This window comes from Paenibacillus solisilvae (assembly GCF_042656405.1).
Taxonomy (GTDB): Bacteria; Bacillota; Bacilli; order Paenibacillales; family Paenibacillaceae; genus Paenibacillus_Z; species Paenibacillus_Z solisilvae.
On record NZ_JBHSOW010000040.1, the window covers coordinates 85831 to 99553 of the forward strand.

Annotated in this window: 10 protein-coding genes; 5 read left to right on the plus strand and 5 right to left on the minus strand. The window is 47.6% G+C overall.

All coding sequences use genetic code 11. The features are described from left to right. Positions 1-61: 61 nt before the first annotated feature. Positions 62-835 carry an MBL fold metallo-hydrolase gene (locus ACFPYJ_RS11290; protein ID WP_379188227.1) on the minus strand — a complete coding sequence of 258 codons (774 nt, stop codon included), beginning with the start codon at positions 833-835 and terminating at the stop codon, positions 62-64. Between the two features lie 16 nt (positions 836-851). Further along, entirely contained in the window at positions 852-1631 is a 780-nt protein-coding gene (locus ACFPYJ_RS11295; protein ID WP_379188228.1) for an MBL fold metallo-hydrolase, read from the minus strand. Positions 1632-1759: 128 nt separating this feature from the next. On the opposite strand from ACFPYJ_RS11295, the gene ACFPYJ_RS11300 reads away from it, so the two are divergent. Further along, entirely contained in the window at positions 1760-2632 is an 873-nt protein-coding gene (locus tag ACFPYJ_RS11300) for a DeoR/GlpR family DNA-binding transcription regulator (RefSeq protein ID WP_379188229.1), read from the plus strand. Positions 2633-3320: 688 nt separating this feature from the next. Continuing rightward, the gene (locus ACFPYJ_RS11305) at positions 3321-4559 is read left to right on the plus strand and encodes a GMC oxidoreductase (protein ID WP_379188230.1); all 1239 of its coding nucleotides are present in this window, start codon (positions 3321-3323) and stop codon (positions 4557-4559) included. A 349-nt stretch (positions 4560-4908) separates the two neighbouring features. On the opposite strand, the gene ACFPYJ_RS11310 is transcribed toward ACFPYJ_RS11305, so the two are convergent. Both ACFPYJ_RS11310 and ACFPYJ_RS11315 read right to left on the minus strand, forming a co-directional pair. Next, positions 4909-8055: an efflux RND transporter permease subunit gene (locus ACFPYJ_RS11310; RefSeq protein ID WP_379188231.1), complete on the minus strand. Its 3147-nt coding sequence runs from the start codon at positions 8053-8055 to the stop codon at positions 4909-4911. A 102-nt stretch (positions 8056-8157) separates the two neighbouring features. Then, positions 8158-10947, minus strand: coding sequence for an alkaline phosphatase family protein (locus tag ACFPYJ_RS11315; RefSeq protein WP_379188232.1), 2790 nt, complete (start codon positions 10945-10947; stop codon positions 8158-8160). 221 nt (positions 10948-11168) lie between these two features. Between ACFPYJ_RS11315 and ACFPYJ_RS11320 the strand changes: the two genes are divergently transcribed. The 3 genes from ACFPYJ_RS11320 to ACFPYJ_RS11330 are packed head-to-tail and all read left to right on the plus strand — an operon-like array spanning position 11169 to position 13245. Then, positions 11169-11840, plus strand: coding sequence for a response regulator transcription factor (locus ACFPYJ_RS11320; protein ID WP_379188233.1), 672 nt, complete (start codon positions 11169-11171; stop codon positions 11838-11840). Next, positions 11837-12451: a hypothetical protein gene (locus ACFPYJ_RS11325; RefSeq protein WP_379188234.1), complete on the plus strand. Its 615-nt coding sequence runs from the start codon at positions 11837-11839 to the stop codon at positions 12449-12451. Before ACFPYJ_RS11320 ends, ACFPYJ_RS11325 begins: the two co-directional genes overlap by 4 nt. Then, positions 12448-13245 (plus strand): sensor histidine kinase, encoded by a 798-nt coding sequence (locus ACFPYJ_RS11330; RefSeq protein ID WP_379188236.1) that lies wholly within the window; start codon positions 12448-12450, stop codon positions 13243-13245. Before ACFPYJ_RS11325 ends, ACFPYJ_RS11330 begins: the two co-directional genes overlap by 4 nt. Positions 13246-13323: 78 nt before the next feature. On the opposite strand, the gene ACFPYJ_RS11335 is transcribed toward ACFPYJ_RS11330, so the two are convergent. Next, positions 13324-13572 (minus strand): SOS response-associated peptidase family protein, encoded by a 249-nt coding sequence (locus tag ACFPYJ_RS11335; RefSeq protein ID WP_379188284.1) that lies wholly within the window; start codon positions 13570-13572, stop codon positions 13324-13326. Between the last annotated feature and the right edge of the window lie 151 nt (positions 13573-13723).

Genomic DNA, 13723 nt, shown 5'->3' on the forward strand with positions numbered 1-13723 from the left:
GGCACCCAAAGCTGATCCGGTTCGCCCCTTCCTGAAGTAAAATGACTATGGCAAGCCTGGCTTAAAGAATGTAGGCTTGTCCATCCTTTGGCCACTCCACTGGCTTTAAAAAGATCTTACGCGCCGCTTCAACAGACGCTTCCGATATGCTCTTCGATCCATGTACGAGCAATAATTTGCCGACATCGGCCGCCTTGGCGATTTCCGCCGCATCTATCGCTCCGGAATGCAAATAAGCGTTATCCGAGGGGTTTGCGGCAATAGGTCCCATTGAGGCTTCATGGATCAGCAGCGGGCTGCCTTTAATCAGATCAATAATTGGTGGATGGTACGCCGTATCACCGGTAAATGAGAAAAATTTACCAGTTTGTTTATCTTTAAATCGATAGCATAAACCCTGAACAGGATGCTTGGTGGAGCTTGTCGCCACGTTGAAATTTTCATCCTCATAGGAGTCCCCCGGCGTTAAGGGAATCACTGTTGGAAAAGAACAATCAGGATAAAAATTGTCTGTTTGAAGGAAATTCATAGCCAATTTCACGACTCGTTCCACATCGTCTGCCGGCCCGATAATTTTCAGATCCTTGAGCGGTTTTCTAACAGATAGGAAATAAAATAATAATGACGGCAAGGAAAGATAATGATCATGATGCAAATGCGTAAACAGAAGATACTCGATTTGTGCAGGATCCACCTCCAGCTTCCTCATGTTGCCGACAGCGGCCCACCCCGTGTCCACAAGGTAGCGATCATTAATCAAAAAACTGACCGTGTCACCCCCTGCATCCGGAAGAGCCGACGATGTTCCCAAGAACATTATCTTTGTTGGATTCATCTTACCGCCTCCTTTTTTAAATCGTCGTTCTCCACAAATCATGCGCGATGTGAACTTCCCCTTGGAATTCGGCCGATATCACCTCTTTCAACTCCTGATCGCGACTATCCCAGTCATGATGAATATGGTTAATAATAAGCTTGGGTATGTCATGCTTTCTGGTAAAAGTTCTCAGCAGATTCGGATTTATATGTCCAAATTCATGAATAACCAGCTCCGCACCCGGCAATACCGGAATCAAATCATCGGAATTCAATAAGTCGCCGCTAAAAACGATTTTTTTACCATCAAACTGAACCATAAATCCATAAGCGACAGGATCGATTTCAAAGTTATGTTTTGCGTCGAGCTGCTTCCAGTAATCGTCGGATAGATGTCTCGTTTTGAAAAACCGGAAATCGATAGATTCGTCGCTATAAACGGTTTTCTCATCGTATTCTTTTGTCTTCAACTCGAAGTTATAGATTTCTTGAGGAATGATGAAGATATTTTGCAACAATTTGACCTTCCGGTCAGTTCCCTTCGGTCCATAGATTGTGAGGCTCTTCGTTCTGCCCGACAGTTGCAGGTCCTGTATCAATATCGGCAAGCCGCCGGCATGATCAGGATGCCAATGCGTTATAAATACGGCTTCAATATTTTTAGGATCTTCATTCATTTTCTTTAACTGCGAGCAAACCGGGCCACCGCAATCGATTAAATAAAGCTTGTCGTCTTTCTTGATTGCCGTTCCGCTGGAATGACGTTTTGCTGTAGGTATGCCGGCGCTAGTTCCCAAAAACAATAACTCAACCACTTTTTCCACCTCTTATGTAAGTAGTTAATTCACAAGTAATACCTCAACGCTGCCTGCGGAAATCTGGGCTCTTTGCTAAACTTATACTAGTTGTCAATTGTTATCACCACGTCAAAAAGAGGTTAATTTTGGATGTATTTTTTCTAATTTCGATTAATTTTGATCATTTTGTTTCATTGGTTGACTGTTTGTTGCAAATTTCTTTATACTATGAACAGAAATCAAAATTGACAATAAATGATGGAGGCATAGAATTCACGGTGAGAAACAGACCTTCAGAGATTATTCGGCTTTTAACAATTAAACCTTTTATGACGATTGAAGAACTTAGCGCTGAGTTGGATGTTTCTCCAGCTACCATTCGACGTGATTTGACGGAACTTGAAAATTCAGATTCAATATTGCGTGTCAATGGAGGGGGAGCCATTCTTCGCAGAGATCGAAAAGAGGCAGAGGATCGGTTTTTCGAAGAAAAAAAGCGGATTGCGGCAAGCGCAGTTTCTTTAGTGAAGGAAGGGGATACGATTTTTTTGGATTCGGGGTCAACGAACCTTCATCTTGCAGATCAACTATTTGCTTTTTCCAACATTACGCTTGTTACAAATAATATCCGGATCGCAAACAAATTCATTAACCGTAAAGATTTATCGGTTATCATATGCGGTGGAACCTTGGGTGAGGTGAATCCAGAGAGTATCGTCGGACCAGTGGCGGAAAATATGATTTCGTCTTTTCGAGCAAATATATGTTTTATTGGAACATCAGGAATTAATATTAACCAAGGAATAACCGATCCCTATTTGTCTTCAGCCAGAATTAAAGAGAAAATGATTGAAAACTCAAACAAAGTGGTTCTCGTAACGGACCACAGCAAGTTTGGGGTTATTAATACTCATTTTGTTTGCAGCATCGATGAAATTGATCATATCGTTACCGATAAATTAGCGCCAGAAGAAGATATAAATTTTATGATGGACAAAGGTATTTCCGTCACATTTTGATAAATAAAAATCCCCGCCAACGGATGGTCAAGACCTCAAATAGCGGACAATTAAGAAAAACCCTACCTTGCAAGCTGGCACCGGTACTGTGATCTTACCCCCGTCAAGTAGACAATATAAAAATTGAAGGTGCTAAGCAACCTTAGTTCGGTAACCGGAATAAGGTTATTTAGTTTCGCCTGGAACCTGTCGTAATTGTAAAACCGCAATTGCCTCGGAGAAGTCAACCAGTCATAAAGAACTTTCCTAACATAATTGTTCTGACTTGAAAATAAGCTTATTCCATGATATTCAAAACAATCGATTCAGCTAAGCTGAAGATAAATGGCACAATTAAGGATGTGAGAACTATTCGTATTTATGTGGCAGATCGCGGGGAAACCTTAATTCGAATTGCTGAGAAAATGTGCATCGATTTGCTCGAACTGACGTCATTAAATCCCCATGTCCCTAATCCCAGTCAGGAAGCAGCCGGCATTCCCATATACCTCCCATTGACTGTCCAAAATCACAATCGGCGTAGTCCGATCCCCAATGCTCCTTGGATTCCCACCATTTCCCCTGAGGCCATGTCCGAATTCGAGTATGACGTTAAGGCACTGGCGCAGGCGGAGGAGCAGCACTTTGGAGGTTATGCCAACAATGGGCAAACAACGGAAAAAAGATTGGTGTCGTTGAAGCCGGTGATTTGCTTATTCCTACAAACACGCACAATATCGCTACGTTGGATGGTAAACGTTTACAGCAATATTACATTGACAACTCTTTCCCCGTTGCCGACACTGATTTTCGAGAAGTTATCGCGCTTGGAGGGAGAACGCTGACCTGGAATGCACTTGCGCCGCGTATGTACACGAATACGGACTATGGCTGGCCGATTCCGGAACAGGAGATGGAGCGTTACTACAACATTGCGGAGCAGACTATGCGCGTGACTTCTGAATTTTACAACGATTCTCCATTAAACAAGCTGCTTCTGGACCAGATGTGGGGAAATCATTATCCCCATGCCATGAACTCACCAATGGCTGTAGATCTTAGGAAGAGCCATGACGCCATCATTCATTCCAATGTGTATTTCAGTTCAATTGAATTTTTAGCAGAAGCGATGAATTACAGGCCTTTCGATTTATGTGTCAAGACACGCGCCGTAAAAGTATTGACCGATAACACTCGCGTCACCGGCGTACGTGTAATGTCCTTAAATAAACAAACCTTCGATCTGAAAACGAAATGTCTCGTCCTTTCGGCAAACACGTTCGAAACGCCGCGCCTATTACTGTATTCAGGGATTCCGGGAAGAGCGATTGGTCACTATTTGACGGATCATACAGCCGCTCTTGCCAGTACCAGGCTTGAGCCTCAATACAAGCGTGGTATTTCGGGAGCCGTAGGTATTTTGATACCTCAAGTAAGCGGAAAGCCGTATCAAGTACAGATTGAATATCCATTCATGGAAACGTTCCATAGTCTCCAAAACCTTATCAAAGCACCGTTTGAATTGACGATTATCGGGGTAAGTATGGTTCAGCCACGGTTTGAAAACAGAATCACACTGGACCCGCAGAAAATAGACGCATTCGGCTTGCCTGAAGTAAAGGTTCATTATAGTATCACTGAAAGGGACTGGGCCAATCTCGATGAAACCGAAAAAACAGTAAAGGAACTGACGACCTTGTTCAATTTACCAGTGATCACTACCAATCGTAATGAGGCTCCGTATATAGGTCACCACGCTTCAAGCACCTGCCGCATGGGTGACGATCCTTCCACTTCGGCTGTGAACCGATTCGGACAAATTCACGGGATATCCGGACTATATGTGGCCGATAACAGTGTAATTCCAGTTCTCGGTGCAGCCAATCCGACTTTAACGACAGTAGCCCTATCAATACGAACAGCAGATTACATCGCTGGTCAATTGTAAGGATGCATCCGCTCGGGCTGAGGGATAAGTTATGTCCTCCTTCTCGTGTAATTTAGCATTTTAAGATGTAGCCCGACTCGTGAACGGCAATTTCTAACCCTTCTCCGTAATCCACCTCATAGACACTTCATCAGTACTTGCTGATTTTAGCAATGCCCATTCCAAAGATCATTTGCTCCACTTGAGCGGAAATTCCGTTATGCTCTCTCCAATGCACGTATAGCTTGAGATTTAAGTTTATAAGTAGAAAATTTCTGTTTGGGATGTTCCAATACCGCGGGTATCGCGGCAAAACCCCGGTCAGCTCTAAACTAAAGCCGGCCAGGGCTATACCTGCGTTCTTAAATCGTCATGATGATGGTATGTCTTTTAGACCGCGCTTATTTGCAGCTAAATGTTCCCTTGTTTTGACTTCCCTCACTGTTCGCCGTACAAGCATCCTGTCATATAGAATGGGGATGATCAGCAAACTAATCAGAGTTGAACTGATCATGCCGCAGACGACGACAATGCCAAGCGACTGCGAAACGATTGTATCTCCGTTGCCGAAGACGCATAAAGGCAAAAGCGTGAGTACAGTCGTCATCGCTGTCATCAATACCGGCCGCACCCTGGTGACCGTACCTTCTATGACCGCTTCTTTCGGATTCATCCCGGCTGCCAGATTGCGTTCAATTTTATCCACAAGGACAATCCCATTCGTGACGACAATTCCCGACAGCATCAATAATCCGACGAGCGAGGCGAGGTTCCACTCTCCTCCGGATATCAGCATTCCGATGATGGAACCGATAAACGCCAAAGGGATACAAATAATTACAGTAAAGGGCGCTCTCCAGCTTTGGAATGCAGCACTCAGGATCAATAGAATAAGCAGCAAGGATACGGACATTGCAATTCCCATTTCAACAATCATCTGAGTGACTTGTGCTGAAATCCCGTTCAACGTGTAATGGACACCGGCAGGTAAAGTGAGATTATCGATAATCCTGCGCACTTCACCCGATACCCCTCCTACATCTCTGGAGGTAATGTTAGCAGTTACAACAGAGAAAGGACGCCCGTCACGTTCCCGAATGACGGTTAGTCCATTAACTGGAGCAAGGGAAGCCAGCTGATCCAAGCGGACAGTTTGATTGTTTGCTCCCTTGAATGTCTCTTGGCCGAGCAGCGTGAGCAGGTCCGTTGCAGGGTCCGTCATATAGGACGATTGTCCGGCTTTCTCTCCAATATCGGTTTTAATCTCAACCGCAACCGTTTTCTCTCCATCCTTGATATCGACTTTGGTCCCTTCTGCCAAATACTGCTGAATGTGGTCATAAATCTCTTGGGGATCGATTCCCGCTTGTTTGACTGCATCCCTGTTTATGGTCAGTTGATGCTTGGGGATTGCTTCATTCTCATCCGCCGCTCCCATAACGCTGAGCCCATGAACCGCCAGCAGTTTACTTCTGATTAGCTTCGCGGCATTCTCTAAGGTCGCCGCATCGGTGCCGGTCAGGTCAATCTTAAGCTGCGAATCATCGCCGGAAATGTTCTGATTCGTCACTGTGCAAACTGCACTCCCGGCCAAATCTCCAAGCCGCTGCTGCAGCTCAGCGGTCACTGCATCGATATCCGCTTTCTTATTCACGGAAACCGCGATGTTCGCGATATTGTCGCTTTGAATCCAACCGCCGCCAGCGTCGAACACATCATCGAACTGCGGAGTGAAGGTGGAGCCGAGAACAGAAGAAAAATCTGCGACGTTTGCGCTCGACTTCAGGGTTTGCTCCATCCGCGCAACGGTAGCATCGACTTGCGTCAAGGAAGTGCCTTCGGGGAACTCCAATTGAACGTTGATTTGCCCGGTCTTCACGGCTGGCAGAAAATTGACCGGCAGGAAAGCAGCGCCAACACCCGCAAGCAGAAAAAGCAGAATAAATGAAGCGAGGATTCTGCCTTTTCTAGGGAGAGACCAGTGCAGGACGTTTTGCCAGAACTTCTCTCCTGAAATTGCCGAAGAGGTCTTTTGCCCGTTTTGCCACAGATGATAGAGTGCCGGTACGACAAACATGGCAACCAACAAGGATGTCAGAAGTGCAATGACAACAGACCAGGCGAAACCTGAAAATGCGGAGCCGATCATGCCGCCAACCAGAGAAATCGGAATATACACGGCAATCGTAGTCGCTGTGGAAGCGATAATGGCCGGCAGCATTTCTTTTACGGCGTTTGCCAATAGAACGGCATTCCCTTTTGCCTTGCCATCATTCGTTCTGCGGTACATATTGTCGAGAATGACGATCGAATCGTCAATGACCCTTCCCATTGCCACGATTAGTCCGGAAACAGTGAGAATGTTAAGGCTGATCCCCATGGTTTTGAGCAAACCTGTCGTTACCAGGAAGCAGATAGGTAATGACATTGCGATGAGTGCTGTGGATCGGATGTTGCGAAAGAAAAGAAAGACGCAAATCATCGATATCAGACACCCGAGGAGGCCTTCTCTCAGTAATCCTTGCAGTGAGGATTTGACCTGTTCGCCTTGATCAAGAAGCACGGTCAGCCTGATCTTATCACCCTGCAGGGCGGGAATCTCCCGAATGCGTTCGTGCAGCTTGTCCGATACTTCCGTAATATTAGCAGAGGGTGACTTCAGAATATCAATGACGACACTCGTCATGCCGCCTGTTCTCGATATCGTTTGCACGTCTACAATGGATTTCGTCACATCCGCGACTGCAGAGAGCGGGACTGTCTTGCCGTCCCTGCCTTGAACCGGGAGCTGCAGCAAATCCTGTTCATTCCGGTTTCCGCTGCTTACATGCAGAGGAACAGAAACCTCACTGTTTGATATTTTTCCCTGTATGTCCGGCATATCGGTTTCACCAAGCGATTTCTTCACATCGGCGACAGTCAATCCGGCCTTTTGCAAGTCTGCCGTACGCATGGTCAGTTGATATCCATTATTTCCCGAACCTGTCACACGAACCTCACTGACTCCGGGCAGCTTTTGCAGTTCACCTGCAACCTGGGCCTGAGTCACCGTACGCAGGGTATCTTCATCAACGCTTCCCGGCTTTCCCGTCAAGCTAAGTCTCATGATCGGAAAGGAACTTGTACTTATCCGGGTAACAGCGGGTTTGTCAAAGCTTGCCGGCAAAGAAACTTCATGGAGCGCCAGGATCACATCGTTCTCCGCACGGTCCATATTGTATTGCAAAGGGAAATTGAGGCTCATCAGAAGTCCCCCGTCGAAGCTGTTCGTTTCCAGGGTCTGGAGACCGCTCACTTTACGCAACGACTGCTCAATAGGGTCAACAACGACTGTTTTGATTGTATCAGCCGATACATCTGGCGCATGAAGCGTGACCATAAGGGTAGGATTATTGATTGGAGGCAAATATTCCCTCTGCATTTGATAAGCGGATATTCCGCCCCACGCCAGAATGATTACGAGCGTACTAATCAGCAGCACCGTCCGCTTCATAATCCCTTCGATTAAGCTACTCATATCCTTAACACACTCCATCTGCTTACAGGTGATAGTATTTGGGGTCAGAACAAGCAGTTGCCGGTCCGCTTATGGACCGGCAGCATTGTCTTTTTTTCGAACTTAGTGGTTGATGGCAGGCGATGGCGCGCTGCTTTGCGGTTGCTTAGCGACCTCGGCCGGGGTAAGCACTTTATCGTCTCCCGGGTAAGGCTGATCAAAGCCTTTTGTAGCGTACCAGGTTACATGGTTCAGCAGGTTCGCGTTCACTTTGTCCGGAGCGGCATGCTTTCCGGTAAAGTAGACTTGATTCTCGTTGGACCATACCGTCCATTGTTTTTCAATCTCTTTCGTGGCTTGCGGCTGTTGATCCGCTGTGCTTGTCGTCACGGAAGGCGCAATGACGGGCGCAGGCTGATTGGAGCCCGGCTGACCGTTCAAGGTGTCAAGCGCGATGCGGTTTGGCACGGCGTTATACGGCGTGAAATCCGGCTTGTCCGTAAATAGCTCGCTAAGCGGCAGGGCTGCCGCATCGTTCTGGTTCATGGCCGGCAGACCCAGAATTTGCTCGATCGTTCTGACCATATTGATAACGGTCCAATAATGGCTGTCGACGATGCCTTTCTTTACCCAAGGACTGATCGCAAGAGCAGGTTCTCGATGACCGTCTACATGATCCAATCCGTTCTGCGAGTCATCTTCGGTAACGAGAATGAGCGAGTCTTTCCAGTAAGGACTGTGAGAAATGAGATCCACGATTTTGCCGACGGCAAGGTCATTGTCGGCTACGGCCGCCTGAGGCGTCGGAGCGCCGGTTGCTGTGCCGGAGGTGTGGTCAGCCATCACCCACATCGGCATCAGCTGAGGCAAATTATCGTTTTTCACATACTCATCGAACTGTTGCTTGAAAATTTCATACCGGTATTGATCCGGAATGTTGGTGTCAAACGTTGGAAACGGTTTGTAGGTGATCGGATTCAATGACGGAATATCGCTTGTCGCTTGATAGTCGCCGATCGGCACATGAAGATCGCCCTGTTTCTGACCGGACAGGATCAAATAATCGTTGTACCAATCCGTCCAAGTTCCGAATGGCTTTGAACCGGTGAACGCATTCGTATCTTCCCCGAAGTTGACGACGGATACATTGTGCTTCAGCGCATTATCCCAAAGATGGCCGGTCGATGCATACGCCAGGGAATCGCCTGCGCCGCCCGGGTAGCTCCGTATATTGGCCGTGTCCGTTTCTTTATCCTCATAATCGTTATTTATTCCCTGCATGACCCATTGATGTCCGCTTGCGGACTGAATGCCGCTGGTGTAGAAATTATCGAACAATTGGTAGGTATTGGCCAGCGCATGCAGGTTCGGAGTGACATTCTCGCCAAACTGGGTTACCGCCGGCTCCGAGTTGCCTTTTCCGATGTCGCCGAATACTTGGTCGTACGTACGATTTTCTTTGATAATGTAGAAAATATGCTTGATCGTGGAAGGCTCTCCGATCCGTTCAGGTATCGCAACCGGCTTCTTGTTGTTGCGCGGCTTTGCATTCCGGCCCGAAATGTCGAACCAATTGTTGTTGGCGTATACCTCATCCGTTCCCTTAACCAGGTCCTTGTTCGATGGGAAGGAAATCATCGATAACGAGCCTTGCTGTGCATAGGAGGAATGCCCCGTCACCTTAATGCCTTGTATGGTCGACGTACGCTCGGCACCGAGCGATCCGACTCCGTCAGCATTGGCGACAAGCAGACGATTATTCATGGGATCGACTGCAAGATCGACCGGGAACCAGGCGGTTGGCATAAGTCCCATGAGCTGCGGTTTAGACGAAGGCTTCTTCCAATCATATACGGCAACCGCGTTGTTGCGGCCAAGACTGACCGCCAATTGATGATCATTGATCATTCTGACCGCATTTGGCGAGGACCCAAGCGGAGCTTCCGGGTATGGTTCGATATCGATGGTTTGCACAACATCATTGGTCTGGGTATCAACGACCGATACGGTGTCACTGTTTGTGTTCGCCACGAACAGGTAGTTATCGGAGACCGTCATCCGTGACGGTTGAAGCCCGACTTTAATGGTTTTCGAGACTGTCTTTGCAGCAAGATCAACTACGGATACCGTACCAGTCGCAGAACTTCCCTGCGGCGTTGCTATTATTGGCGTTCCGGAGGAATCGACGGTGAAGTCTCCCGGCATGGCAGTCTTACCGCCGACATTCGACACATAAGCCTTGCCGCCTTTTACGATAACGCTCGTCGGAGAATTTCCGACTGGAATCCGGGCGGTGAGCTGATTCGTCTGCAAATCCACGACACCAAGGCTATTATCGCGGTTGAGTGCGACAAGAAGGGTTTTCCCGTCCGGCCCCATCACGATATCCTGAGGATTGATGTTCCCGCCCACACCTGCTTCAGGAAGAGTAATGGTATGGTCTATTGTAGGAATCCCGTCCGCAGCGATCGACATGACCACGATTGTCCCTTTACCGCCAGTCGAGCCTGTTGCATATAGATAATTGCCATCCGGGGAATAAGTGAGTCCCCACATGCTGCTGAGCTTTAAGGAAAAATTCGAAGTGATCAGCGTTCCTGTCTTCAGGTCAACGATATTGACACCGTTGCCGCCATAATTATTGCGGCCAATCAAAGCCGCGGCGGTCTTTCCATCTGGACGGACTTGAATGGAAATCGGATTTCCTCCGAATTCAAGCTGCTGTCCTGCCGGTGTCACGAACTGATTGACATCCGTTAATACCGAACCGTCCGTCTGGCGTCCTACAAGGCTGGTCCCGAAAGGATTGTTTACATTAGCCGCATACACACTTCCTGCGCTCAAAAGAACGGTTCCCAGTGCAATCATGGTCGTTAGTTTCTTTTTGCTGATTTTTTTTCTTGCTTTCTTCAACGTTTTTCCTCCCATTTTCCGGATATAATTGGACTTAACTTGTATAAATTTATTCTGGCTGTACTAGAGTACGATTTAGATACTAGCACAAAATAATAGTACAAAAATGAGAGGTCTGTTAAGAAAAACGTGACATTTGAACTATTTACAGGGTTTTCATCGACTTTCAAAATAATGATAGTACAACCAATTAACCAATTTTAACTAGGGGCTAATAAAGCATGAAGGAAATCTTGTTGGTAGAGGATGAGAAGCCGTTCGCCCGATTTATAGAACTGGAGCTGAAATACGAAGGTTTTGTCGTTTCCTGTGCTTATGACGGGAAATCCGGACTGCGTATGGCGCTGGCCAAAGTGTGGGATCTAATCCTATTGGATGTCATGCTCCCCGGATTCGACGGTTTCGAGTTGTGCAGAATGATCCGGACGCGCAGCCAGACGCCGATCATCATGATTACTGCGCGCGATGCCGTCACGGATCGGATTAAAGGCCTGGAAAGCGGTGCAGACGATTACCTCCCTAAGCCTTTTGCCATAGGAGAAATGCTCGCCCGTATGAGGGCAGTGTTCCGCAGACTGGAAACGGTTGTACCAGGACATGCCAATCTCTCCTATAGGGATATCACGATGGACGTCGAAAGGATGACCGTGTTCCGGGCGGAACAAGCGATCCACTTGACGAAGAAGGAGTTCGACATCCTTAGGCTTTTCCTCCTGAATCCGGGCCAAGTGGTGACGCGGGATCAATTGCTGGACGAAATTTGGGGAACCGAGGCCAAGGTGGAGAATAATACCGTGGACGTTTATATAGGTTACGTCCGCAAAAAGCTGAGTCCTTACGGAGAGCAGGGCTATATTCAAACGGTACGGAGTGCGGGGTACATACTACAATGAAGGGGCGGATCTGGATAGTCTCTACCCGGCTCCCTTTAAAGGTGAAGCTCGTGCTCGCGGCCGCTGTCCTAATCTTCGGACTGTTCATTGTCTATAATTTCGTCCAGTTTCTCGTCCTGCGGCAATGGATGCTGAATCGCGAGGAAACTTCCATTCACCAGATGATGACGGAGCTTCAAGACCATTTTTCCAATAGTCTACTGACGGATGACTCGGAGCTTCTCGACCGTCACAAAAGATTTATCGAGAGCATCAATCAAAATAACCAGCTGATCCGAGTATTGGATGGGAATGGAAACCTATTGCTGGCCGTTAACGAAAGGCTTCCATATACATGGGTTCCCCCCGAAACGGTCACCCGGACCCAATGGATACATGCGACGTATAACGGGGACCGTCTCCTTGTATTACGAAGTCCGCTAAGCACCGACCAGTTCAAAGGGACGATCGAGATTGTGGATAGTCTAGATACATTCGGCCGATTGAGCGATATGATGCTGATCGTGATGCTCGCAGGAGGTGTGATCTCCGTGGCGATCAGCGGTTTGGGCGGATGGATCTCATTGCAAAGCAGCTGTTGCGGCCTGTTCAAAGACTCTCCGACGCGATGAGAAAAGTCAATGAGAACGGACTGCAAGAGCGCGTTGCATTGGCCGACAATGGAGATGAGCTCTCCCAGATGGCCGGACTTTTCAACGGACTCATGGACCGGGTGGAAGGCTCGTTTCAGCAGCAAAAGCGATTCGTGGAGGATGCCTCCCATGAACTGAAGACGCCGATTTCAATTATGGAGGGACACTTGTCGCTGCTCGATCGCTGGGGAAAAAAAGACCCGCTCGTATTGGATGAGTCATTGCATATCGCTCTTCAACAAGTGAAACGATTGAACGGCATCGTGAAGGAGCTGTTGGACTTGACCCGAGCGGAAGCCGGGGTCCTTCATACGATCGTTGAAGCCATAGACATTGAAAATGTGATTCGGCAAACGGTCGACAGTTTCGCCTTTCTGCACCCTGATTTCGTGTTCGAGACGGATATTACCGGTTGGAACGGCGTATTTGTTCGTATCGAACGACAGCATTTGGAACAAATCTTACTTATTCTTCTTGACAATGCCGTCAACTATTCGCTGAACCGAAAGCGTATTAGTCTTCAGGGTTTTTACCACGATGGGCAAGCCATTCTTCGGATTCGGGATAGAGGCATGGGAATTTCGGAAACTCACCTGCCTTATTTATTTAACCGCTTCTACCGCGTCGACAGGGCCAGAACCCGGGAACGAGGCGGAACCGGGTTAGGGCTCTCCATCGCCAAACGGCTGGCGGAGAATTACAAGGGCGCTATTGCTGTTGCCAGCAAGGTAGACGAAGGGACCACAGTGACGGTAACGCTGCCCGTTTATTAATGTGAAAAATAAATTGAGAGGCTTTCCATTATACAAACAGGGGGACTTACGACCAAGTACCCATTTTAGTTGATCTCTCTAGGGATTCTTTTTTCTGTATACCATACATATGTACAGGTATACAGTTAGGATGATCCTATTATCCGCACCCCGCCAGCCCGACTTCAGCTGAAACCGAAACGGCTGCTTTCGGCCCTCTTCCTTTCGCCATTCATAAAAGCCATCGCTCACGAAAAGCAAGCGATTTCGATTCAACAAATGTCGAAAAGCCGGTTTCTTCTCAATCCCTTCTGCGCGGGCATTGATCGTTTTATACCCAATTTTCATATCGACGACACAAGAACCAGCTGCGTCGGTGCGACGTTTTATATTGAATGTCAACAAAATGGAACCTATTCCTTCAAAATCCTAAGGACTAAAAAAGCAAAGAAGACCACCCCTTGGCGGTCTTCTTCATGTTTTATCTAAAAGTCAGAAC